General features: G+C 63.9%; 26 protein-coding genes. 16 read left to right on the top strand and 10 right to left on the bottom strand.

The features are described 5' to 3' along the window. Nucleotides 1–282: 282 nt before the first annotated feature. From JQ597_RS20070 to JQ597_RS20050, 5 genes are all read right to left on the bottom strand, one after another. Nucleotides 283–1,401, bottom strand: a complete 1,119-nt coding sequence (locus JQ597_RS20070; protein WP_212265936.1) for a branched-chain amino acid ABC transporter substrate-binding protein — start codon at nt 1,399–1,401, stop codon at nt 283–285. Between the two features lie 176 nt (nt 1,402–1,577). After that, nucleotides 1,578–2,327 (bottom strand): ABC transporter ATP-binding protein, encoded by a 750-nt coding sequence (locus tag JQ597_RS20065; RefSeq protein ID WP_212265935.1) that lies wholly within the window; start codon nt 2,325–2,327, stop codon nt 1,578–1,580. Next, nucleotides 2,324–3,169: an ABC transporter ATP-binding protein gene (locus tag JQ597_RS20060; RefSeq protein ID WP_212265934.1), complete on the bottom strand. Its 846-nt coding sequence runs from the start codon at nt 3,167–3,169 to the stop codon at nt 2,324–2,326. The genes JQ597_RS20065 and JQ597_RS20060 overlap by 4 nt, the downstream gene beginning before the upstream one ends. Further along, nucleotides 3,166–4,467, bottom strand: a complete 1,302-nt coding sequence (livM, locus tag JQ597_RS20055; RefSeq protein ID WP_212265966.1) for a high-affinity branched-chain amino acid ABC transporter permease LivM — start codon at nt 4,465–4,467, stop codon at nt 3,166–3,168. The genes JQ597_RS20060 and livM overlap by 4 nt, the downstream gene beginning before the upstream one ends. Before the next feature lie 32 nt (nt 4,468–4,499). After that, nucleotides 4,500–5,417, bottom strand: a complete 918-nt coding sequence (locus tag JQ597_RS20050; RefSeq protein ID WP_212265933.1) for an ABC transporter permease subunit — start codon at nt 5,415–5,417, stop codon at nt 4,500–4,502. Nucleotides 5,418–5,701: 284 nt separating this feature from the next. On the opposite strand from JQ597_RS20050, the gene JQ597_RS20045 reads away from it, so the two are divergent. Then, complete coding sequence (locus tag JQ597_RS20045) at nt 5,702–5,863, top strand: hypothetical protein (RefSeq protein WP_212265932.1); 162 nt, start codon at nt 5,702–5,704, stop codon at nt 5,861–5,863. A 300-nt stretch (nt 5,864–6,163) separates the two neighbouring features. Further along, entirely contained in the window at nt 6,164–6,673 is a 510-nt protein-coding gene (locus tag JQ597_RS20040) for a hypothetical protein (protein ID WP_212265931.1), read from the top strand. Here JQ597_RS20040 and JQ597_RS20035 read toward each other — a convergent pair. From JQ597_RS20035 to JQ597_RS20025, 3 genes are all read right to left on the bottom strand, one after another. Continuing rightward, nucleotides 6,653–7,045, bottom strand: coding sequence for a carboxymuconolactone decarboxylase family protein (locus JQ597_RS20035; RefSeq protein ID WP_192734119.1), 393 nt, complete (start codon nt 7,043–7,045; stop codon nt 6,653–6,655). The two genes, JQ597_RS20040 and JQ597_RS20035, sit on opposite strands and share 21 nt — an antisense overlap. A gap of 137 nt (nt 7,046–7,182) precedes the next feature. Continuing rightward, nucleotides 7,183–7,965, bottom strand: coding sequence for a 3-oxoadipate enol-lactonase (pcaD, locus tag JQ597_RS20030; protein WP_212265930.1), 783 nt, complete (start codon nt 7,963–7,965; stop codon nt 7,183–7,185). Nucleotides 7,966–7,982: 17 nt separating this feature from the next. Beyond that, nucleotides 7,983–9,335 (bottom strand): 3-carboxy-cis,cis-muconate cycloisomerase, encoded by a 1,353-nt coding sequence (locus JQ597_RS20025; RefSeq protein ID WP_212265929.1) that lies wholly within the window; start codon nt 9,333–9,335, stop codon nt 7,983–7,985. Nucleotides 9,336–9,593: 258 nt separating this feature from the next. Between JQ597_RS20025 and JQ597_RS20020 the strand changes: the two genes are divergently transcribed. The 10 genes from JQ597_RS20020 to JQ597_RS19975 all read left to right on the top strand — a co-directional run bounded on the left by JQ597_RS20020 (nt 9,594) and on the right by JQ597_RS19975 (nt 17,718). Then, on the top strand, nt 9,594–10,040 hold the full coding sequence (locus JQ597_RS20020; protein ID WP_212265928.1) for an SRPBCC family protein: 447 nt from the start codon (nt 9,594–9,596) through the stop codon (nt 10,038–10,040). A gap of 221 nt (nt 10,041–10,261) precedes the next feature. Continuing rightward, the gene (locus JQ597_RS20015; protein ID WP_212265927.1) at nt 10,262–10,747 is read left to right on the top strand and encodes a (2Fe-2S)-binding protein; all 486 of its coding nucleotides are present in this window, start codon (nt 10,262–10,264) and stop codon (nt 10,745–10,747) included. Nucleotides 10,748–10,812: 65 nt separating this feature from the next. Then, the gene (locus tag JQ597_RS20010) at nt 10,813–11,616 is read left to right on the top strand and encodes an FAD binding domain-containing protein (RefSeq protein WP_211996304.1); all 804 of its coding nucleotides are present in this window, start codon (nt 10,813–10,815) and stop codon (nt 11,614–11,616) included. A 37-nt stretch (nt 11,617–11,653) separates the two neighbouring features. Continuing rightward, complete coding sequence (locus JQ597_RS20005; RefSeq protein ID WP_192734113.1) at nt 11,654–12,559, top strand: AAA family ATPase; 906 nt, start codon at nt 11,654–11,656, stop codon at nt 12,557–12,559. A 198-nt stretch (nt 12,560–12,757) separates the two neighbouring features. Then, complete coding sequence (locus tag JQ597_RS20000) at nt 12,758–13,960, top strand: vWA domain-containing protein (protein WP_212265926.1); 1,203 nt, start codon at nt 12,758–12,760, stop codon at nt 13,958–13,960. 13 nt (nt 13,961–13,973) lie between these two features. Continuing rightward, a complete protein-coding gene (locus tag JQ597_RS19995) occupies nt 13,974–14,303 on the top strand; it encodes an XdhC family protein (protein ID WP_192734111.1) in 330 nt (109 codons plus the stop codon). Beyond that, nucleotides 14,300–15,004 carry an XdhC family protein gene (locus JQ597_RS19990; protein ID WP_212265925.1) on the top strand — a complete coding sequence of 235 codons (705 nt, stop codon included), beginning with the start codon at nt 14,300–14,302 and terminating at the stop codon, nt 15,002–15,004. Before JQ597_RS19995 ends, JQ597_RS19990 begins: the two co-directional genes overlap by 4 nt. Continuing rightward, nucleotides 15,001–16,605: an NTP transferase domain-containing protein gene (locus JQ597_RS19985; protein WP_212265924.1), complete on the top strand. Its 1,605-nt coding sequence runs from the start codon at nt 15,001–15,003 to the stop codon at nt 16,603–16,605. Before JQ597_RS19990 ends, JQ597_RS19985 begins: the two co-directional genes overlap by 4 nt. A 210-nt stretch (nt 16,606–16,815) precedes the next feature. Then, the gene (locus tag JQ597_RS19980) at nt 16,816–17,205 is read left to right on the top strand and encodes a DUF4189 domain-containing protein (RefSeq protein ID WP_409411277.1); all 390 of its coding nucleotides are present in this window, start codon (nt 16,816–16,818) and stop codon (nt 17,203–17,205) included. Between the two features lie 102 nt (nt 17,206–17,307). Further along, on the top strand, nt 17,308–17,718 hold the full coding sequence (locus tag JQ597_RS19975; RefSeq protein WP_212265922.1) for a DUF2000 family protein: 411 nt from the start codon (nt 17,308–17,310) through the stop codon (nt 17,716–17,718). 36 nt (nt 17,719–17,754) lie between these two features. Here the strand turns inward: JQ597_RS19975 and JQ597_RS19970 are convergent, their stop codons facing one another. Together JQ597_RS19970 and JQ597_RS19965 are read right to left on the bottom strand one after the other, a co-directional pair. Beyond that, nucleotides 17,755–17,955 carry a hypothetical protein gene (locus tag JQ597_RS19970; protein WP_212265921.1) on the bottom strand — a complete coding sequence of 67 codons (201 nt, stop codon included), beginning with the start codon at nt 17,953–17,955 and terminating at the stop codon, nt 17,755–17,757. A 120-nt stretch (nt 17,956–18,075) separates the two neighbouring features. Then, nucleotides 18,076–19,065: a Bug family tripartite tricarboxylate transporter substrate binding protein gene (locus JQ597_RS19965; RefSeq protein ID WP_212265920.1), complete on the bottom strand. Its 990-nt coding sequence runs from the start codon at nt 19,063–19,065 to the stop codon at nt 18,076–18,078. Nucleotides 19,066–19,463: 398 nt separating this feature from the next. Between JQ597_RS19965 and JQ597_RS19960 the strand changes: the two genes are divergently transcribed. The 4 genes from JQ597_RS19960 to JQ597_RS19945 are packed head-to-tail and all read left to right on the top strand — an operon-like array spanning nt 19,464 to nt 23,099. After that, complete coding sequence (locus JQ597_RS19960; RefSeq protein WP_212265919.1) at nt 19,464–20,198, top strand: TetR/AcrR family transcriptional regulator; 735 nt, start codon at nt 19,464–19,466, stop codon at nt 20,196–20,198. Next, complete coding sequence (locus JQ597_RS19955) at nt 20,195–20,995, top strand: HlyD family secretion protein (RefSeq protein ID WP_212265918.1); 801 nt, start codon at nt 20,195–20,197, stop codon at nt 20,993–20,995. Before JQ597_RS19960 ends, JQ597_RS19955 begins: the two co-directional genes overlap by 4 nt. Next, nucleotides 20,992–21,936, top strand: coding sequence for an ABC transporter ATP-binding protein (locus JQ597_RS19950; RefSeq protein WP_212265917.1), 945 nt, complete (start codon nt 20,992–20,994; stop codon nt 21,934–21,936). The genes JQ597_RS19955 and JQ597_RS19950 overlap by 4 nt, the downstream gene beginning before the upstream one ends. Then, a complete protein-coding gene (locus tag JQ597_RS19945; RefSeq protein ID WP_212036947.1) occupies nt 21,933–23,099 on the top strand; it encodes an ABC transporter permease in 1,167 nt (388 codons plus the stop codon). Before JQ597_RS19950 ends, JQ597_RS19945 begins: the two co-directional genes overlap by 4 nt. Nucleotides 23,100–23,140 lie beyond the last annotated feature (41 nt).

Genomic DNA, 23,140 nt, shown 5'->3' with positions numbered 1-23,140 from the left:
CGAATCTGGCCGCTGGTATGCGATTTGCGCCATAAGACGTGCCGCCCGATCGGAGATCAAGGTGGAACAGCAGGTGATGCAGCAAAATCAATGACATGGAACCCAGCCCGAACTGTTTAAAACCGCTCGGATGCCTTTGGTTCCACCACCCCGGGAAAAAAGTTCCATAGCGTGAAAGGCCGTTAACCTTTGCAGGCTCGGCTTTCCTTGATGAACGCGCCGCAAACAAAAAACGCCCCGGCAAGCCGGGGCGTTCGTTGCTAACAAAAGCGGTGAGGGGTCTTAAGAACCCTTCGGATTGATCTCGGTGTAGTTACCCTTGGCATCCCACTTGTAGACGACATAGTCGATCGCCTTGATGTCGCCCTTGGCATCGAAGCCCATCTTGCCGAGCACGGTATCCCACTCGCCGGCCTTGATGGCTTCCATCACCTTCTTCGGATCGGTCGAGCCGACCTTCGCCACCGCCTTCGTCCAGACCTGCATCGCGGCGTAGGTGTAGAGGGTGTAGCCTTCGGGATCGATGTTCTTGGCCTTGAACTTGGCGACGATCTCCTTGGCGGTCGGCTTGTTGCGCGGGTCGGGGCCGAAGGTGAACAGCGTGCCTTCGGCGGCGGGACCTGCGATCGAGGCGAACTCCTTGTCGTTCAAGGCGTCGCCCGCCATCAACACCGTCTTCAGGCCCTGGTCGCGCATCTGGCGCAGGATCAGGCCGGATTCCTGATGGTAACCGCCGACAAAGACCAGATCGATATTGTCGCGCTTCAGCCGCGACACGATCGCGTTAAAATCCTTGTCGCCCTTGTTGTAGGATTCGAACATCTTCTCGGTGACGCCGGCCTTGTTGAGCGCCTTCTTGGTTTCGTCGGCGAGGCCTTTGCCGTAGGTGGTCTTGTCGTTGAGGATGGCGACGTTCTTGCCCTTGTAGTTCTTGACGATGTAATCGGCGGCAATCAGGCCCTGCTGATCGTCGCGGCCGCAGACGCGCGCCACGTTCCAGAGCTTGCGCTCGGTGAACAGCGGGTTGGTCGAGGCCGGCGTAATCTGCAGCACGTTGCCGTCGGCATAGGCTTCCGACGCCGGGATCGACGAGGACGAGCAGAAGTGACCGGCGACGAACGGGATCTTCGCGCTGGCGAACTTTTCCGCCACCGAGCGCGCCTGCTTGGGATCGCAGGCATCGTCGCCGACCTGCAGCGCCAGCTTCTTGCCGAGCACACCGCCGGCGGCGTTGATGTCGGCCACCGCCTGTTCGGCACCGTTTTTCATCTGCCGGCCGAACGCGGATTCGCCGCCCGTCATCGGGCCCGCCACTGCGATATTAATGTCCTGCGCCAGCGCGGTGGTCGAAAGCGCCAATGTTGCGCCCAATGCCAGGCCGATGAGTTTCAATGATTTCATGAGTTATCCTCGCGGGTTGTTCGATTTTCGGGATGCACCCGGCGGGCCGGGCGCGAAAACCGCGGCCATTGTCGGCTGATTTTACCGCGAAGTCATCGGCAAATTTCGGGCAAATCCACCGTCCGTTCGCAGCATCTTGCCGCAGCGGGCGGTTTTCGCCGCCGGCTTGGGCAACGCTAGCCCCGCCGGCCGCCTTCCAGATAGGCGGCGCGGATTTCGGGGCGCTGTAACAATTCACTGCCGGTGCCGGAGAGCGTGATCAGGCCGTTGACCATGACATAGCCGCGATGGGCGAGTTTCAACGCGTGATTGGCGTTTTGTTCGACGATCAGCACGGTCAGGCCGTCCTGCCGGTTCAGGGTCCGGATGGCGTCGAAAATCTGCCGCGCGATCAGGGGGGCAAGGCCGAGCGACGGCTCATCGAGCATCAGCAGGCGTGGCCGGCTCATCAGGGCGCGGCCGATCGCCAGCATCTGCTGCTCGCCGCCCGACAAGGTTCCGCCGCGCTGGGTCATGCGTTCCTTGAGCCGCGGGAACAGCGTAAAAATGCGCTCCAGGCCGCTGGCGCGGTCGGCGTCGCTGGAGTCGGTCGCGTCGGCGCCCATCTGCAGGTTTTCCGCCACGCTCATGCGCGGGAAAATCCGGCGGCCTTCCGGGGATTGGGCGATGCGCAGCCGCGCGATCTCGTGCGTCGGCACGCCGGTGATATCCTGGCCGTCATATTCGATCCGGCCGGCGCGGGCGCGGGGCCTGCCGAACACCGTCATCATCAAAGTCGATTTGCCGGCGCCGTTGGCGCCGATCAGGGCGACGATCTCGCCCGCGCCGACCTCGAGATCGACGCCTTTCAGCGCCTCGATCTTGCCATAGGCCGCGCGCAAGCCGCGGATCGCCAGCAGCGGCGTTGTTGGGGATGATGCGGTCACGTTCCGCTCTCCATCACCGCGATGGCTTCCTCCTCGTCGGCGCCGAGATAGGCGGCGATCACCCTGGGGTCGTCGCGGACATGTTGCGGCGTGCCCTCGGCGATCTTGACGCCGTAGTCCATCACGACGACGTGGTCGGAGATTTCCATCACCACCGACATGTCGTGCTCGATCAGGAGGATCGAGGTGCCCTGATTCGCGCGGATCGAGAGCAGCAGCTCGCTCAGGCTTGCACTCTCCCGCGCGTTGAGGCCGGCGGCCGGCTCGTCGAGGCAGAGTAGCGCCGGTTCAGTGCACATGGCGCGCGCGATTTCGAGGCGGCGCTGATCGCCATAGGGCAGGTTGCCGGCGGCATCGTCGGCGCGGTCCAAAAGATCAATGCGCTCCAGCCACGTTCGCGCCAGATCGATCGCCGCTTTCTCCGCGACGCGCCAGGACGGCGCGCCGATCAGTCCGAGCAGGGTAAGGCCGGAGGCGCGCATCAGCGCATTGTGCTGCGCCACCATCAAATTCTCCAGCGCCGTCATGCCGGGGAAGAGACGGATGTTCTGGAAGGTGCGCGCGACTTTCGCCTGCTTGGAAATCCGGAAATCGTTCAGCCGTTCGAGCTGGATGTTGTGGCCGTCATCATGCGCCAGCCGCATGCTGCCGCTGGTCGGCTTGTAGAATCCGGTGATGCAGTTGAAGACGGTGGTCTTGCCGGCGCCGTTCGGTCCGATCAGGGCGGTGATCTTGCGCCGTTCGGCGCCGAAGGAGAGGTCGTTGACGGCGACGATGCCGCCGAAGCGCATCGACAGGTGATCGACGGAAAGGATGTGGTCAAGAATCTGATCGGCGCTCATCCGTGCCCCTCCTTGACGAGGTCGGACGAGATCGCCTGGTTGCGTTCCAGGAACACGGTCGGCGCACGGTGACCGATCAGCCCGCGCGGGCGCCAGATCATCAACAGCACCATCGCCATGCCGAACACCAGCATGCGGTATTGGTCGAGCCCGCGGAACAGTTCGAAGCCGCCGATCATGGCAAGCGCCGCCAGCGCCACGCCAAGCTGCGAGCCCATGCCGCCCAGCACCACGATCGCCAGCACCAGCGCCGATTCATGGAAGGTGAAGGATTCCGGGCTGATGAAGCCTTGTCTGGTCGCGAAGAACGCGCCGGCGAGACCGCCGAACATCGCACCGGTCGCAAACGCCGTCAGTTTTGTCGTTGTCGTGTTGATGCCGAGCGCGCGGCAGGCGACTTCGTCCTCGCGCAAGGCTTCCCAGGCGCGGCCGATCGGTAGCCGGCGCAGCCGGATCGTGACCCAGTTGGTGAGCAGCGCGAGCGCCAGGATCAAGTAGAACAGAAACACGATGCGGTGGGTCGGCGAGAATTCGATGCCGAGTTTGGCGGCAAGCCCGTCGTCGCCTGGCGAGAGCGGAATGCCGAACATGGTCGGCCGGGGAATGCCGGTGACGCCGTTCGGACCGCCGGTCAGGCTTTGCCAGTTGAGCAGGACGAGGCGGATGATCTCGCCGAAGGCGAGGGTGACGATGGCGAGATAGTCGCCGCGCAGTCGCAGCACGGGAAAACCGAGCAGCACGCCCCAGAACGCGGCGAGGATGCCGGCCAGCGGCAGGCAGATCCAGAACGACAGTCCGAAATTGGTCGCCAGCAGCGCGTAGGAATAGGCGCCCACCGCATAGAACGCGACATAGCCGAGGTCGAGCAGGCCGGCGAGGCCGACCACCACGTTCAATCCCCATCCGAGCATGACGTAAGTCAGCACGAGGATACCAAGGTCGAGAATGTAGCGTTCGTTGTAGAAGATCACCGGCACCAGGAAGGTGAAGATCAAGAGCACCGGCGCGACGAGACGACCCGCGAACGAAAGCGCCGATGTTACCTGCGGCGGCACGACGCGCACGGTGCCGACCGGTCCCCACCATTGCCGCAGCAACTCGACGACGATGCTGCCGCCGAACACGGTTGCGACCATCATGGCGAGGTCGCCGAAGCGGGTCCAGTAGGTCAGTTGCCCGTCGGATCCTGCTTCGGTACGCACGCCGATCATCAGCGAGAACAGCACCAGCGCGACCAGCGCGCTGATCAGGGCTTTCTTGAAGATGAAGGCGACGCCGGGAGCGCGCGAGGTTTGCATGGCGGCGGGGGGCGCGTTCACGCGGGCGCCCGTCAGACTTTTTCGACTTCAGGCCGGCCGAGCAGGCCGGTCGGAAGGAAGATCAGCACGACGATCAGGATCGAAAACGCCGCGACGTCCTTGTACTCGACCGAGAAGTAGGCCGACCACAGCGTCTCGATCAGCCCGATCAGAAGTCCGCCCAGCATCGCGCCGGGCAGCGAGCCGATGCCGCCGAGCACGGCGGCGGTGAACGCCTTGATGCCGGCGACGAAGCCCATGAAGAAATCGACGAGGCCGTAATAGAGCAGGTACATCATGCCGGCGACAGCAGCGAGCGCCGCGCCGATCACGAAGGTCATCGAGATGGTGCGGTCGACATCGACGCCGAGCAGCGAGGCCATGGTCTGGTCCTGCTCGCAGGCGCGCATGTCGCGGCCGAGCCGCGTGCTCGATACCAGCCAGGTGAACAGCGCGAGCAACACGACGGTCGTGATCACCACGATGATCTGGATGTTGGACAATTGCACCACGAAGCCGCCGGAGCCCTCATGCAGCGTGTAGCCGCCGGTGATGATCGGCGGCACCGGCTTGACGCGCGCACCCTGGGCGACCTGGGAATAATTGGTCAGCACGAATGACATACCGATGGCCGACAGCATCGGGGCGAGGCGGAACGAATGCCGCAGCGGCCGGTAGGCGATGCGCTCCACGGTCCAGCCATACAGCGCGGTGATCGCCATCGATACCAACAGCACGACCAGCAGGATCAGGGGGATCGCGGTCAGGCCGAACGAAACCAGGATCAGGAACGTGATCAGGGCAATGAAGCCGCCGATCATGAAAATATCGCCATGGGCGAAATTGATCATGCCGACAATGCCATAGACCATAGTGTAGCCGATGGCGATCAGGCCGTAGATCGAGCCGAGCACGAGGCCGTTGATCAGTTGCTGGGCGAAATAATCCATGCGCTGCCGTATCTAGAGGTCAACGCGCCGAGGCCCCCGGCAGCCTGATCGACGCATCGTGTCGTTTTCTTACAGTTTGGAACCGGGGGCGGCAACAGCGCTGGCTACGGCCCGGAGGGCTTGTACAGAGCTAGTTTTGAGCTGCCGGTTCCCGGGGAGTTCCTTGGGTCACAATGCCAACACGGCTTTGCCGCGCAATCATCGCGTCGGAACCGGTGTTCCCTCGCAACCAAAGCCCGGACTTTCCGTTGCCTCCGACTGTGTTCAACAAGGGAGATCCCCACATGAGCAACCCGACCCAAAAGCCGGGCCAGCAGAACCAGAACCCGGGTCAGAAGCCCGGCCAGCAGCAGCAGGGCGGCGGTCAAAAGCCCGGTCAGCAGCAGCAGGATCCGAGCCGCCGTCAGGGCGAGCGACCCGGCGAGATGCCTGATCAGGACCGCTAGTTCGCAGGACCGCTGGTTCGAACGTAAGCGAGAGTTGAGGAAGGCCCCGCCGAAAGGCGGGGCTTTTCCTTTATGCGGCCAGAGCTTGTTCTGCTCGTCGCCCCCGGGCTTGACCCGGGGGTCCATCTTTTCTCAAGAGCGATGGATTGCCGGGTCAAGCCCGGCAATGACATGCGTGTTCCGTCCGGCCGCCGGCCAATTAAGGTAAACAAAGGGTTTAAATTGCCGCTCGCCGTTTAAGGGAGTTACGTCGCCGTCAGCCCGCCGCCTCGAAGAGCGGCGGAACCAACGGGAAGCGGCATGGCCAAACACTGGCGGATCAGTTCACTCAGCGGCGCGCTGCTGGCGGCGTATTTCGTTCCGGCCTGGACCCTGATCGCGTTCAAGATCATGGTTTCGCCGATCCATGGCCTCTACGACCGGCCCAACATTTCGTTCGCTTTGTTCGTCAGCGATCATCTGCAACTGGCGGGCACGGCGACCGTCCGTTTCGCCTGGCTATTGGCGCTCGGGCGGATGACGGTCGTGGCGTTCTTTGCGGTCTTTCTGGTGTTCGTGACCCGCGCCGCGATCCGCAAGAGTGGCGGCTGCAACGAAGCTCTCGGCATGGCGCTGGCGATAGGCAGCGTCATCAGCTTTGCGGGCGTGCTGATGGCGTCGCAGGCCGGTGAGACCGCCGCCCTTCGGATGCATGCGGCCGAACTGTTGATGATGCTCGGCACCGTGATCGTGATGCTGGTCGAGGCGCCGGCGCAGAAGCCGGCGGATGCCAGCGCCGGCTCAGCCGAGCTATCCCTTCAGCAGACCTAGTTCGGCGACGATCGCTGCGGCTTCCTTGACGGCGTGGTTGGCCGCGGGCACGCCGCAATAGATCGCCTGCTGCAGGATGATTTCCTTGATATCGTCGGGCGTGAAGCCCCCTTCGGCCAGCGCCGCGCGCACATGCAGGCGGAATTCATCCCATTGGCCGAGCGCGACCATGGTGCCGATGACCAGCACGCGGCGGGTGCGGTGGTCGAAATGCGGCCGGGTCCAGATATCGCCCCAGGCATAGCGGGTGATCAGGTCCTGGAAATCGGTGTTGAACGCGTTGCGGTTCTTGATCGATTTGTCGACCCATTCATTGCCGAGCACTTTTCGGCGCTGCGTCATGCCGTTCTCGCGGCGCTTGTCGTCGTCCATGGGTTCTCTCCTTTCGTCATTGCGAGCGCAAGCGAACCAATCCATCGTACAACGAAGGAAGTATGGATTGCTTCGCGGAGTTTATCATCGGGCGCGCATTCGCGCGACCCGTTGGCTCGCAATGACGGCTGTTAGAGTTAGCGCTGCGTCAGGAAGCCGACCACCGCGTCGGTGAAGGCGTGCGGTTGCTCGACATTGGAAATATGCGCGGCGTCCAAAATCGTCATGCTGGCGCCGGGAATCTGGCTGCGGATGAATTCACCGGCTGCAACGGGCGTCGACATGTCGTGGCGTCCGGCAATCACCAGGGTCGGGCTTTTTATCTTCGGCAGCATCTCGCGGTTATCCAGCGTCGACAGCGCCTCGCAGCAGGCGAGGTAGCCCTCGACCGGGGTCGACAGCATCATCGCCTTCATGTTGGCGGTGATCTGCGGCTCGCGCTCGCGAAAATCCGCCGTCAGCCAGCCGCCGATCACGGTGTCCGCGACGGCGGCGATGCCGCCTTCCTTCACCGCCTTGATGCGGTTGTGCCAGTTGGTCGGGTCGGGATAGTGGCAAGCGGTATTGGCGAGGATGAGTTTGCCGAATCTATCAGGCGCATTGGCGCCCAGCCATTGCCCGACCATGCCGCCCATCGACAGCCCGCACCAGTGCGTCTTGGCGATATTGAGATCGTCGAGGATCGCGAGCACGTCGCGGCCGAACCGTTCCATCGAATAGGGGCCCGGCGGCACGCTGGACTTGCCGTGGCCGCGCCGGTCGTAGCGGATGACGCGAAACACCTCCGTGAGCGCCTTCATCTGCGGCTCCCACATCTGCATGGTCGAGCCCAGCGAATTCGACAGCATCAGCGTCGGCCCGCCGTCGCGGCCTTCGACGGAAACGTTGAGCAGGCACCCGTCGGCGTCGATCATCGGCATGGAATGTCTCCGGTCTCTTAGGTTTCCAGTGAAGCGAGCAGGCGGTCGATCAGGGCTTGCGAGGCGCCCTGATAGGCCATCGGCTCGAACAGTTTTGCGATTGTCTCGGCGCTGAGCTGCGCGGTGACTTTTGCATCCGACGTCAGCACGTCGCGCAGATGTTTCTTGCCGGCGACCGCTTTCTTGCTGGCCGCCTCGATCAGATGATGCGCGTCGCTCTTGCCGATTTTTTCAGCCAGCGCGAACGTCACCGCTTCCGCCATGATCAGTCCGTCGGTAGCGTCGAGATTGGCGCGCATCCTGATGGCATCGACTTCCAGTCCTTCGGCGATGTCGACGATGGCCGCAAGCGCTCCCGAAGTGACCAGCAGCAAGGTCGGCAGGGTCGGCCACTCCGCGTGCCAGGGGCCGGCGCTGCGTTCGTGGTCCTGCACCTGGGCGGCAAAAATCGTCGCCGCCAGATTGGGCGCCATGGTGGCGGCGGCAAGCGCGGTCGCGGCCGCCACCGGGTTGCGCTTGTGCGGCATGGTGGAGGAGCCGCCGCGGCCTTCGCCCGATGGCTCAAAGGCTTCGCCGACGTCGGTCTGCATCATCAAGGAAACATCGCGGGCGATCTTGCCGCAGCTGCCGGCGAGAATGGCGAGCACGGATGCGGCCTCCGCGATGCGGTCGCGGTGGGTGTGCCAGGGCGCCTCGGGCAGCGGCAGTTTCAGCTCCTGCGCCAGTTGTTCTGCGACCAGCAATCCCTGGTCGCCGAGCGCGGCGAGGGTGCCGGCGGCGCCGCCGAACTGCAGCGCCAGCGTCTCGCTGCGCAATCGCCGCAGCCGAGCCTGCGAGCGGTGCAGGGCCGCGGCATATTCGGCAAGCTTGAGGCCGAACGGCATCGGCAGCGCATGCTGCAGCCAGGTCCGGCCGACTACGGCGGTGTTGCGGTGCTGGCGCGCCAGTTTGGCAAAGCCCGCGATGGCGCGGGCGGTGTCAGCGAGCAGCGCATCGATGCCGGCGCGCAGGCCGAGCATCGCGCCGGTATCGATCACGTCCTGGCTGGTCGCGCCCCAATGCACGTAGCGCGCGGCGTCGGCGTCGAGTTTCGCCACGTTCGCCGTCAGCGCCTTGACCAGCGGGATCGCGAGATTGCCGGAGCGTGTCGCGGCCTCGGCCAGTGCGGCGAGGTCGAATGATTCGGCTGTGCAGGCGCTGGTGATCGGGCCCGCCGCGCTGCCGGGAATAACGCCTGTCGCGGCTTCGGCGCGGGCCAGCGCGGCCTCGAAATCCAGCATATTCTGGAGGCATGCGGCATCGTCGCACACCGCGCGCATCGCGGCGCTCGACAGCATCGGGGCAAGCAACGGGGACAGGGACGTACTCATCTGAGCCGGACCTAACCATCCCCCGTTGGCTCTGCCAACCCGGTTGGTAATACCAACCCCGTTGGTAATGCCGGGTGCTGCTGATTTTCTGGCGGTATCCCGGTCACAACACCGGGAGCCAAAATTTGCGGCATTGCGGCGATCCCTTGTTGGGCTTTGCGAATATGCATCGCTCGTCATCCCAGGGCGGCCTTTCCTTATGCGCGCGTGTGCATTACTTGGGAGAACAGTTTTGAAGCGTTACCGGAGGCACCACCCATGGCCATGACGATGACCGGCGAAGTCCAGCTTGCGGCGCCGCGCGAGGCCGTGTGGGCCAAATTGAACGATCCGGAGGTGCTGAAGGTCTGCATCCCCGGCTGCGAGGAGCTCGAGAAGACCGAGGACAATGGCTTCCGCGCCACCGCCAAAATGAAGGTCGGCCCGGTCTCCGCCCGCTTCAAGGGCAAGGTCACGCTGAGCGATCTCGACCCGCCCAACGGCTACAGGATCTCGGGCGAAGGTGAGGGCGGCGTTGCCGGTTTCGCCAAGGGCGGCGCCACGGTGGCGCTGGCCGAAAAGGATGGCGGCACCTTGCTCAGCTATAATGTCGAGGCCCAGATCGGCGGCAAGCTGGCCCAGCTCGGACAGCGCCTGATCAACGGCTCTGCCAAGAAACTGGCCGACGAGTTCTTCGCCAATTTCGCCAAGGCGGTGCAGGGTTGATCCCGGGTTGAAGCTTGACTGCCTCTTGGCTCCGCCCAAGATTCCCGCCTCAAGTCCAGCCCGAATATCCCGCCAAGAGTCCCGCTAAGCGGTATCTGGCCATGCCGGAAGTGAGTGACTGCCAAGGTTGCTCATTGCCGGGATGGCCCATATTATGGCCTTGGAACGATTTTAAACGCCTGCGCAGCCGATATGCGGCAGTGCAGCTCAAGAGAGTGCTGATGGCCAAGATTTCCCTGATCGTGAACGGCAATCCCGTAAACGCCAATGTCGACCCCCGTACCCTCCTGGTCCAGTTTCTCCGCGAAAACCTGCGGCTGACGGGCACCCATGTCGGCTGCGATACCTCGCAGTGCGGGGCCTGCGTCGTCCATCTCGACGGCAAGGCGGTCAAATCCTGCACCACGCTGGCTGTCATGGCCGACGGCCATGAAGTGCGGACCATCGAGGGACTGGCCGCCGATGGCGCCCCACTGCATCCGATGCAGGAAGCCTTCCGTGAGCACCACGGCCTGCAATGCGGCTTCTGCACCCCCGGCATGATCATGACCGCGGTCGACTTGGTGCACCGCAAGGGCAACGACCTCTCGGACCACGTCATTCGCGAAGAGCTCGAAGGCAATCTGTGCCGCTGCACCGGCTATCAGAACATCGTGACCTCGATCGCCGCCGGCGCCAAGGCGATGGCCAAACCCGACCTTGCTTAAATCCGACCTGGCTTAAGTCCGCCTCGCATCATCGAATTCATCGCGACCGCGATCAGGAAGTTCTCATGTACGAATTCAAATATCATCGCCCCGCGACCGTGCGTCAGGCCGCCAATCTCCTGGTGAAGAACGAGGACGCCAAGGTGATCGCCGGCGGCCACACGCTGGTGCCGGTCATGAAGCAGCGGCTCGCGAGCCCGCCGCATCTGGTCGATCTCTCCCATATCGAAGGCCTCGACGGCATCGAGATGAAGGGCCGTTCTCTGGTGATCGGCGCCACCGCCAAGCACGCCGCGGTCGCGACCTCGGCCGTCGTCGGCGAAGCCATTCCGGCGCTGGCCGAACTCGCCGGCATGATCGGCGATCCTGCGGTGCGCCACAAAGGCACCATCGGCGGCTCGCTCGCCAACAACGATCCGACTGCGGATTATCCCGCCGCGGTGCTGGCGCTCGGCGCCACCATCGTCACCAACAAGCGCCGGCTGAAGGCCGAAGAATTCTTCCAGGGCCTGTTCACGACGGCGCTCGAGAGCGACGAGATCATCACCAAGGTGATGTTCCCGGTGCCGAAGAAGGCGGCCTATATCAAATTCCGCAACCAGGCCTCGCGCTACGCGCTGGTCGGCGTGTTCGTCGCCAAGCGTCCGTCGGATGTCCGCGTCGCCGTCACCGGCGCCGGCTCGGACGGCGTGTTCCGCGCCGAACCGTTCGAAGAGGCGTTGAAGAAGCGCTTCTCGCACAAGGTGCTCGACGGCGTTTCCGTTCCGGCCGAAGGGCTGAACAGCGACCTGCACGGCAGCGCCGAATATCGCGCGCATCTGATCGGCGTGCTGACGCGCCGCGCCGTCGAAGCCGCGACGGCGAAGTAAGTTTGCCGTTTCCCGGCTCAGCAAGATTGGCTTTGTCATGAGTGCATCGGCGCTACCGAAATCCGTCGATGCGATGCAGGAATTGCTGACCTCGCGCGGCTATCTCGCCGAGCGATCGCTGGCGACGGTGACCTATCTGTCGCTGCGGATGGGACGACCGCTGTTCCTCGAAGGCGAGGCCGGTGTCGGCAAGACCGAAATCGCAAAAGTGCTGTCGGCGGCCCTGGGCCGGAAACTGATCCGTCTGCAGTGCTACGAAGGTCTCGACGTTGCCTCCGCGGTCTACGAATGGAACAGCGCCGCGCAGATGATCGCGATCCGGCTGGCGGAAGCCGGCGGCGACACTGACCGCGACCAGCTTTCCAGCGATATTTTCGCCGAGCGTTTCCTGATCAAGCGCCCGCTGCTGCAGGCGCTGGAGCCCGATGTGGCCGGCGCGCCGGTGCTGCTGATCGACGAACTCGACCGCGCCGACGAGGCGTTCGAGGCGTATCTTCTGGAAATCCTCTCGGACTTCCAGGTCACCATCCCCGAATTCGGCACCGTGAAGGCGCCGCAAGCGCCGATCGTCATCATCACCTCGAACCGCACGCGCGAAATCCACGACGCGCTGAAGCGCCGCTGCCTCTATCACTGGGTGGATTATCCCAATGCCGAGCGCGAGCTTGCGATCGTCAAATCGCGCGTGCCGGATATCTCCGCAAAACTGTCGCAGCAGGTGGTGCGCTTCGTGCAGGCGTTGCGCGATCAGGATTTCTACAAGTCGCCGGGCGTTGCCGAGACCATCGACTGGGCCACCGCGCTGACCGAACTCGACGCCCGCTCGCTGACGCCGCAAGTCGTCGGCGACACGCTGGGCGCGCTCCTGAAATACCAGGACGACATAGCGCGGATGCAGGGCGACACGCTGCAGAAGGTTTTGAAGGAAGCGACGAGCGACTAGGCGAGGGCTGTGCGCTCCCTCTCCCGCGCTTGCGGGGGAAGGTTGGGGTGGGGGCTCTCTCCGAATGCTCAGGCGACGAAGTTTGGCATTGGCGGAAACAGCGAATGCAAGTTGAACAGTGTACTTGTTGAGGCAGCCCCCACCCCAACCCTCCCCGGGAGAGGGGGCGCACCGCCCGCTTGAGAGAGTAAGTGCACGATGTCGATTGACCACCTCAATCCCCCGACGGGCCAAATGGCCGACAACGTCGTCGGCTTTGCCCGCGCGTTGCGTGCCGCCGGGATTCCGGTCGGGCCGGGCGCGGTCATCGATGCGCTCAACGCGCTGCAGGTGATCGAGATCGGCAACCGCGCCGACGTCTACGCCACGCTGGAAGCGATTTTCGTCAAGCGTCACGAACATGCGCTGATTTTCAAGCAGGCTTTCGACCTGTTCTTCCGCGCCGCCGAAGAGTGGAAGTCGATGCTGGATTCGGTGCCGCTGCCGGACCACGCCAAGAAAAAACCGCCGCCGGCCTCGCGGCGTGTGCAGGAGGCTTTGGCGCAACCCTCGATGCGCGAGGAAGCCCCGCAGGCCCAGGAGCAAGAACTGCGGCTCTCCGTCTCCGACAAGGAGATCCTGCAGAAGAAAGATTTTGCGCAGATGAGCGCGGCCGAGATCGCCGAAGTGACGCGCGCGATTGCGGACATGCGATTGCCGCAGGCCGAGCTGCGCACCCGCCGTTACCAGCCGGACGCGCGCGGGCTCAAGCTCGATATGCGCCGGACGCTGCGCGGGTCCTTGCGCACCGGCGGCGAGATCATCGACATCCGAAAGCTGGGGCGGATCGATAAGCCAGCGCCGATCGTGGCGCTGCTCGATATCTCCGGGTCGATGAGCGAATACACCCGCCTGTTCCTGCATTTCCTCCATGCCATCACCGACGCCCGCAAGCGCGTCTCGGTGTTCCTGTTCGGCACCCGCCTCACCAACGTGACGCGTTCCTTACGGGCGCGCGATCCCGACGAAGCGCTGGCGCGCTGCTCGTCCTCGGTCGAGGACTGGGCCGGCGGCACCCGGATTGCTACCTCGCTGCACTCGTTCAACAAATTGTGGGGCCGGCGCGTGCTCGGGCAGGGCGCCATCGTGCTGCTGATCTCAGACGGGCTGGAGCGCGAGGCCGACGACAAACTGGCGTTCGAGATGGACCGGCTGCATAGGTCTTGCCGCCGTCTGATCTGGCTCAACCCGCTATTGCGCTATGGCGGCTTCGAGGCCAAGGCGCAGGGCATCAAAATGATGCTGCCGCACGTTGACGAATTCCGCCCGGTGCATAATTTGAGTTCAATGGAAGGGCTGATTGCGGCGCTTTCGTCGCCGCCTCCGCCCCATCATCGCAGCGTGATCCGATCGGCAGCTTGAAAAGAGGCCCGCTATGCTCAATCGCGACGAAGACATCCTGCAGGCCGCCGAGGCCTGGCAAAAGGCCGGTCATGGGGTTGCATTGGCGACCGTGGTCGAAACCTGGGGTTCGGCGCCGCGCCCGGCCGGCTCCAGCCTGGTCATCAATGACGACGGCACGTTCTTAGGGTCGGTGTCCGGCGGCTGTGTCGAGGGCGCTGTCGTCACCGAAGCGCTCGACGTGATCGCAAGCGGCCAGCCCAAAATGCTCGAATTCGGTGTGGCGGACGAGACCGCCTGGAATGTTGGCCTAAGTTGCGGCGGCACCATCCGCGTCTTCGTCGAGAAGGTGGGCCAGTCGTGAAACTGCAAACACTCTCTGAAGTGAACATCGAGCGCGCCGCGCGGCGGCCGGTGATCGTGATCACCGATACCGCCAATGGCGACCAGCGCCTCATCAAGGCAAAGGACATCGCGACCGATCCCCTGCGGGCTGAGCTTTCAAAGCAGTTGCGCATGGGCAAGAGCGGCATGATCGAGGCCGGCGGCAAGAAACTGTTCCTCAACGTCTACGCGCCGACCGCGCGGCTCGTGATCGTCGGCGCTGTCCATATCAGCCAGGCGCTCGCGCCGCTGGCGCGCTCGCTGGATTACGACGTCACGGTGGTCGATCCGCGCACCGCGTTCGCGAGCCCCGAGCGTTTTCCGGATGTGCCGCTGATCGCCGAATGGCCCGACGTCGCGCTGCCGCCGCTCAATGTCGATCATTACACCGCGTTCGTCGCGGTCACGCATGATCCCAAGATCGACGATCCGGCGCTGCTGCACGCCTTTGCGCGCGACTGCTTCTATATCGGCGCGCTCGGTTCGCGAAAAACCCACGCCAAGCGTGCCGAGCGGCTGAAGGCGCAGGGCGCATCGGACGCCGACATCGCGCGCATCCATGCGCCGATCGGCCTCAACATCGGCGCGGTGTCGCCGTCGGAGATCGCGGTCTCGATCATGGCCGAGATCACCGCGGAGCTGCGGCTGCCGAAGGAAACTGCGAAAGAGCAGGCGGCATGAAGTTCGGCCCCGCCAGTCCGGCCGACGCGATTGGCGGCGTCACCGTGCATACGCTGCGCCAGGGTGCCTTGGTGCTCAAGAAGGGCACGTCCATTGGTCCCGGTGAGGTCGAGGCGCTGACCAAGGCCGGCGTCAAGGAAATCGTCGTGGTGCGCCTGGAAGACGGCGATGTCTCCGAAGACGTCGCCGCCGCCAGCATCGCGCAGGCGGTTGCGGGCGACGGCGTCAATGTCGAGCGCGCCTTTACCGGCCGTTCCAATCTGTTCGCCGCGCAAGCCGGCGTGCTGGTGGTCGATCGCGCCGCGGTCGACCGCATCAACGGCGTCGATGAAGCCATTACCTTTGCGACCCTTGCCGCCTTCAAGCCGGTGGTCGAGGGCGAGATGATCGCGACCGTCAAGCTCATTCCGTTCGGCGTCGAAGCGAAACTGCGCGACGCCGCCGTTGCCGTTGCGGGCAAGGGCGCGCTGCGGATTGCTCCCTATACCATCAAGCGCGTCGGCGTGGTCTCGACCCTGCTGCCGGGCCTGGCGCCGAAGGTCATCGAGAAAACCCTGCGCGTCACCGCCGAGCGCCTGGCGCCGGCGGGTGCGACCATCATCGCCGAGCGCCGCGTGCCGCATGACGAGACCGTGCTCGCCGCCTCGATCAAGGAATTGCTCGGCCTCGGCGCGGAGCTCGTGATCGTGTTCGGCGCATCCGCGATCGCCGATCGCCGCGACGTGATCCCCGCCGCGATCACTGAAATCGGCGGCGCGATCGAACATTTCGGCATGCCGGTTGATCCTGGCAATCTGCTGCTGATCGGCAGCGCCGGCGGCGTACCTGTATTGGGTGCGCCGGGCTGCGCGCGTTCGCCGGTCGAAAACGGCTTTGACTGGGTGCTGATGCGCCTGCTCGCAGGCCTGAAGGTGACGCGCGCCGAACTCACCGGCATGGGCGTCGGCGGTCTGCTGATGGAAATAGTGACGAGGCCACAGCCGCGCACCGTTGCCGACATCGAAGCCAGCCGCAACGTCGCGGCCATCGTGCTCGCGGCTGGCCGTTCGACCCGGATGGGCGGTCCGAACAAGCTGCTCGCCGAGCTCGACGGCAACAAGCTGGTGCGGACCGTGACCGAGCACGCGCTGGCCTCGAAGGCGATGGAGGTGATCGTCGTCACCGGCCATCAGGCCGACCTGGTCGAGCAGGCATTGGCCGGCTTGAGAGTGAAATTCGTCCGTAACCCGGATTTCGCCGGCGGGCTCGCAAGCTCCGTCAAGGCCGGCATCGGGGCGGTGCCCGCGAATGCCGACGGTGCGCTGGTGTGCCTCGGCGACATGCCGCTGATCGATGCCAAATTGATCGACCGGCTGATCGAGGCGTTCGAACCGGATCGCGGCCATCTGATCGCGGTCCCGGTCAGCGAGGGGCGGCGCGGCAATCCGGTGCTGTGGTCGCGGCGCTTCTTCCGCGAATTGATGACGCTGGATGGCGACGTCGGCGCCCGCCACCTCATCGCCAAGCATGCCGAAGCCGTGGCCGAAGTCCCGGTCGAGGGCGAAAGCGCGTTTCTCGATATCGACACGCCACAGGCGCTGGAAGCGGCACGGCGGGGGTAGGCGGCTTCGTAGGGTGGGCAAAGCGAAGCGTGCCCACCTTCACGATGACGGTTTCGGAGAGATGGTGGGCACGGCGCAATTGCGCCTTTGCCCACCCTACGAACTAAGCGCGTTACTGGTTCGTTAACACCCTTTTTCAACCTTCCATTTACCAAGTCTCAACTCCCCAGGGCTAGATTCCGCCCGCTGTCTTGGGGGATGGGGATCTTGATCGTTTCGACCGCTGCCGCGCAACGCCGCGCGCTGTTCATTCTCGCGCTCACTTTGGTGATCGGCGCGTCGCGCTTCGTCACCGAAAGCTGGGCGGCCGGCGCGTTGGCGGTCGGCAAATGCGGCGCCTATGGCCAGGCCTATGACTATCCCGCCGAAGCGACCGCGCGCGCCGCCGCCCTGAAGCAATGCAAGGGCGACTGCACCGCCGTGACCATGAAGCGCGCCTGCGCCGCGTTCGCGATCGACATGGCCAAGCCCTGCGGCGCCCATGGCTATGCGGTGAAGCCGAAGATATCGAGCTCGCTCAACGCTGCGACCAAGAAGTGCTACGAATTCGGCGGCAAGGAATGCGTGATCCGCGCCTGGGCCTGCGACGCGAAGGGGTGACCTCTTGCGTCATTCCGGGGCGCGTCGTAGACGCGAACCCGGAATCTCGAGCTTCCGGGTTCGTCGCTGCGCGGCGCCCCGGAATGACAGCGGAAAAACCCCATGCAATTCGACACTAAAATCGCGGTCGTGATCCGGACCGATCTTGAACCGTGGCAGAAGCTCAACGTGGCTTCGTTCCTGGCCGGCGGCATTGCCGCTTCGTTTCCCGAATGCATCGGCGAGCCCTATGGCGACGGCTCCGGCACCAAATATCTGTCGCTGATCGGCCAGCCGATCCTGATCTACGGTGCCGATCGCGCCGCGCTGTCGCGCGCGCTCGAACGCGCGCTGGCGCGGGACGTGACGCCTGCGGTCTATACCGAGGACATGTTCAAGACCACGCATGACGCTGCCAACCGAGAGGTGGTGAGGGCGGTGATCCGCGCCGAACTCAATCTCGTGGGGCTCGCCATGCGCGCCGAGCGCAAGGTGATCGACAAGATCATCGACGGGTTGAAGTTTCACAGCTAGGAAACGTGTTCCTGCCTGCAGGTTGGCGCTTTGCCGTCAGGCGGAATCGCCGTCGCCGCTCGCCGGCCAGCCGCCGATCGACGAGCCGATCGAAGTGCCAATCACTGGACCAAGAAAAACGTTGGAGGCCCGGGTCGAGAAGTACGCGCGGATCAGACCCAGCGACAGCATTCCGCCTGCGGCGTGATCGAGATCTTCGATGCTCAGTTCACGAATTTCACGGTTCGATGTGGTCATGTTTCACCCTGCGACCTTCGGTGAGATTCATCCTCACCGCAGGCCGCCAGGGTACGCCAATCGAGGCCGACCATCTGTGCCGGATGTCACGCTAGTTCCGGCAAGATGGGTCCGGCCAATTCAGGCGGGGGGCAAGCCGAGCGCCTGTCCGGCCTCCAGCCAGACCGGCAATTCGCGCTGATACAAGGCATTGCTTTCCTTGAATCCGATCGCCGGTTCGAGCACGAAAGTCGCGAGAATTTCCTTCACTTTCGGATCGTTGTTCGCCGCCACGCAGAGTTCGGACAACCGGTCGACGATCGGCTGCGGCGTCGCCTTCGGCACCGCCCAGCCCGAAAAGCCGCTCACGGTGAAGAATTTCGAGGTCGCGCCGAGTTCAGGCAGGGTCTTGATGTGCGGGATCGCATCGACCTTCTTGGAATGCACCGCGAACACGACGCCGGCGTTGCTTTGCAGGACGGATTGCGCGGCCGTGTAGCTGCCCATCGCGACGTCGAGGGTGCCATCCGCGATGCCCGTCCACATCGGCGCTTCACCGCGGTAGTGGATCGGCTCGATGTTGAGACCATACTGCTTGTTGAGTTCATTGATGGTGATGTGCGGGGAGGAGCCGGCGCTGTAGGTGCCGAAGTTCATCTTGCCGCTCTTGCGCGCGAAAGCGACGAAGTCGTCGAATGACTTGATGCCGGATTTCGTGCTTGCGACCATCAGCAGCCCGGAGCCCGGGATGATGCTGACGAGCGCCAGGTCCTTGTCCATGTCGTAGCCGGGGTTCTTCATCATGACCCGGTTCATCACAAAGGTCGTCGAGATCGAGCACAGGATGGTGTGGCCATCCGGCTCCGCGCGGGCGACTTCCTGAGCGCCGATCGAACCGGAGGCGCCCGCCTTGTTTTCGATGACGACGGTCTTCCCCACCTGCCTGGAGATGTAATCGCCGAAGCCGCGCGCCAGGAGGTCGGTCTGCCCGCCCGCCGGGTAGCTGCAGACCATCCGGATTTGCCGCGACGGCCATGCGCCTTGCGCCGAGGCCCCGCGCACCAGGAATGGCGCCGCGGCAGCGGCGGTGCCGGCAGCGATGAAGTGACGGCGATTGAATTTCGTTGACATGATTCCTCCCTGAATTGGCGGGGAGGGTATCGCATCGTCCGGCTTCCGCCATGCGTGAAAGACGGGACAGATTGGCGCAGCGCAGCGAATACCGGAGTGTCCCCGGTGAATATGCATGCTCGCGTGCGCTTCTTTGTTCGATTTGCACGTTAGACCGCGGATGCAGCGCGCATCCGGCATCTCTGCGTTCTAATCGAGGGCAATCTGTTCAAGGACTCGGGGCGTGTCGGGCCGCGGAAGGCGAGCCCGTGTTTGGGTCGCGCGAGTGCGTGGCGAGATGGATTGGTTCGCTGCGCTCGCAATGACGGGTTGAGACTATCCCGGCAGTCACGGGGACGTGAAAACGGCAGTTTCTGCTCGATATTGACAATGACTGACCAGTCAGTCATAAGAAGAATATGAGCAAAACACGCCCCAGCACCCCACGCCCGTCCAAACCGGTCAAAAGCCGCGTTGTGAGCAGGGCTGCCGCCGCCAAAACGCCAAAAGTGGTCTCGGCGAAGGTTGAGCCCGCAAAGCCCGCTTCGAACCGGGCCGAACGCGCCGCCGAGCGCCGCGAGGCCATTATCGAGGCGGCGATGGACGAATTCATCGCGCGCGGCTTTGCGGCGACACGGCTCGACGACGTCGCCAAGCGGGCAGGCGTCGCCAAGGGCACGATCTATCTGCACTTCAAGGACAAGGAGGCGCTGTTCGAGGAATTGATCCGGACCGCGATCGTCCCGCTGGTCAACCGTCTTGCCGCAGCAGGGCCGCCGCCGGCTGGCGCCTCGATCCGGGACATGGTGGAGAACTTTGCCCGCGCCTTCATCCATGACGTGGTGACGACCCGGCGTGGCGACATCGTGCGCCTGATCGTTGCCGAAGGGCCGCGATTTCCCGATATCGCCGATTTCTACTACCGCGAAGTGGTCTCGAAGGGGATCGCCGGCATGCGCGCGCTGATCGAACTCGGCGTCATCCGCGGCGAAATCCAGCAGAAGAATCTGGCGCGCTTTCCGCAGATTCTCGTGGCGCCCGCCATCGTCGCGATCATCTGGCAAAGCCTGTTCAGCAAACACGCGCCACTCGATGCGAACGAGATGTTTCGCGTTCATCTCGATCTGATTTTTGGCGAGCGGAGGACGACATGACTTCGTCGCGGAAGACCTTTTCGAAAGCGACGGCCATTTTTGCCGCGCTCGCGCTGGCCGCCGTGCTGGCCGGCTGCAAGGAGCGCAAGGATCCCGGCTTTCAGGGCTGGGTCGAAGCCGACATGATCTTCGTCAGCCCCGACGAATCCGGGCGCGTGACCAAGCTCAGCGTGCGGGAGGGCGACGAAGTGAAGCCCGGCATGCAGATCTATTCGGTCGATGACGAACTGCAGAAGGCCGATCTCAACCAGCACAATGCGACGCTGGCCAATGCCCAGCAGACCTATGACCGTGCGGCGTCTTTGTCCAAGACCGGTTCGGGCACCCAGGCCAATCTCGACTCCGCGGTCTCGGCGCTGCGGGTGGCGGAGGCGCGCGTCAACACTTCGCAGACGCGGCTGGCCCGGCGCAACGGTTTCGCGCCGGTCGCCGGCACCGTCCAGCAGATCTATTTCCGCGAAGGCGAGATGGTGCCGGCGCAGCGGCCGGTGCTGTCGATCATGCCGCCCGGCAACATGAAGCTGCGCTTCTTCGTGCCGGAGACGCAATTGCCGAAGCTTGCGATCGGCGACGAGGTCAAGGTGACCTGCGACAATTGCGCGGGCGATCTTACCGCAAAAATCTACTTCATCGCGACGACGGCGGAATATACCCCGCCGGTTATCTACAGCCTCGATGAGCGCAGCAAGCTCGTCTATTTGATCCAGGCGCGACCGAACAAGCCGGCCAGTCTGCGCGTCGGCCAGCCGATCAGCGTGTTCGTCAATGCGCCGATACCGGTGGCGGACAAGCGATGAATTCAGCCCCATCAACCGCGCCTGACATTGCGATCAATGTCGAGGGTCTGTCGAAATCGTTTGGCGGCCGGGCGGTCGTGCAAAACCTCTCGATGCAGGTCAAGCGCGGCTCGATCTACGGCTTCCTCGGTCCCAACGGCTCCGGCAAGACCACGACCATCCGCATGCTCTGCGGCCTGCTGACGCCGGATTCAGGCGAGGGCACCTGCCTCGGCTACGACATCCGCCGCGAGGCCGACAAGATCAAGCGCCAGGTCGGCTACATGACGCAGCGCTTCAGCCTGTATCAGGACCTCTCCGTGCGCGAAAACCTGGAGTTCGTGGCGCGGCTCTACGGCCTGCCCAACGCGCGGCAAGCGGCGCGCGACATGATCCAGCGCATCGGTCTCAACGGCCGCGAGGAGCAACTCGCCGGCGAGCTTTCCGGCGGCTGGAAGCAGCGGCTGGCGCTCGGCGCCTGCACGCTGCCCAACCCGCAATTGCTGCTGCTGGACGAGCCGACCGCCGGCGTCGATCCCAAGGCGCGGCGCGATTTCTGGAACGAGATCCATGCGCTCGCGGCCGATGGCCTGACCGTGTTGGTCTCCACCCATTACATGGACGAGGCCGAGCGCTGTCACGAGATCGCCTATATCGCCTACGGCAATCTGCTGGCGCATGGCACGGTGGACGAGGTGATCGCGCAATCGGCGTTGTCGACCTGGACGGTCACGGGCGACGATCTCAATGGTCTTGCCGCTGAACTGTCCGGCAAGCCCGGCGTCGACATGGTGGCGCCGTTCGGCACCAGCCTGCACGTCTCCGGCCGCGACAAGGCCGCACTCGAATCCAGCGTCGCGCCCTACCGGGATAACAGGGGGTGGAACTGGCAGCATGGAGATCCGTCGCTGGAAGACGTGTTCATCGATCTGATGAGCCGCTCAAAGGACAATTTCCAATGAGTACGACCGATACAAGCAGCGGACGCCGCAATGTCCGGGAGCCGTCATTCGGCTTCTGGTGGCGCAGCTATGCGATGCTGGTGAAGGAATTCATCCAGCTCCGCCGCGACCGGGTCTCGTTCGCGATGATCGTGATGCTGCCGGTGATGCAACTCGTGCTGTTCGGCTTTGCGATCAACACCACGCCGCGCCATTTGCCGACCGCGGTGTTGCTGCAGGAAGACAGCGACCTGGCGCGTTCGATTCTGAAGGCGATGGAGAATACTGCCTATTTCCGCTTTACCCATGAAGTCCACAGCGTCGCCGAGTTCGACGATCTCCTGCAATCCGGCAAGGTGCTGTTCGGCGTCGAAATCCCGCGCGGTTTTGAGCGCGCGGTGCGGCGCGGCGATCATCCGGCGCTGCTGGTCGCCGCCGATGCGACCGATCCGGTGGCGGCGGGCTCGGCCCTGGGCACGCTCAACGGCATCGTGCAGACCGCATTGGCGCACGATCTGCAGGCGGGCGATCCGCCATCGACGCCGTTCGAGATCCGCGCCCATTCGCGCTACAATCCGGCGGCGTCGTCGCGGCTCAACATCGTGCCGGGCCTGGTCGGCACCATCCTGACCATGACCATGCTGATCTTCACGGCGCTGTCGGTGACGCGTGAGATCGAGCGCGGCACCATGGAAAGCCTGCTGTCGATGCCGATCAAGCCGGTCGAGGTGATGTTCGGCAAGATCATACCTTACGTGATCGTCGGCTTCGTTCAGGCAACGCTGATCATCGGCATCGGCGTGTTGTTGTTTGGCGTGCCCATTCTCGGCAGCCTGGCCACGCTGGCGCTGCTGACGACGCTGTTCATCACCACCAATCTTGCGATCGGCTACACCTTCTCGACCATCGTGCAGAATCAGTTGCAGGCGATGCAGCTGTCGATGATGTTCTTCCTGCCCAGCATTCTGTTGTCCGGCTTCATGTTTCCGTTCGCCGGCATGCCGAGGTGGGCGCAATATATCGGCGAGTGCCTGCCGCTGACGCATTTCGTTCGCATCGTCCGCGCCATCATGCTGAAGGGCGCGACCATCCAGAATTTGCAGTACGACACCATTGCTCTCATTGCACTGATGCTTTTGGCGATGACGATCGCCGTGACCCGCTTCCGTCGCACGCTCGATTGATGCAGAATATGATACGCGACGTCATTCCGGGGCGCCTCGAA

This window comes from Bradyrhizobium sp. AUGA SZCCT0177 (assembly GCF_018130125.1).
In the GTDB taxonomy this organism is placed as follows: Bacteria; Pseudomonadota; Alphaproteobacteria; order Rhizobiales; family Xanthobacteraceae; genus Bradyrhizobium.
This window is presented reverse-complemented; position numbering and strand designations above follow the sequence as displayed.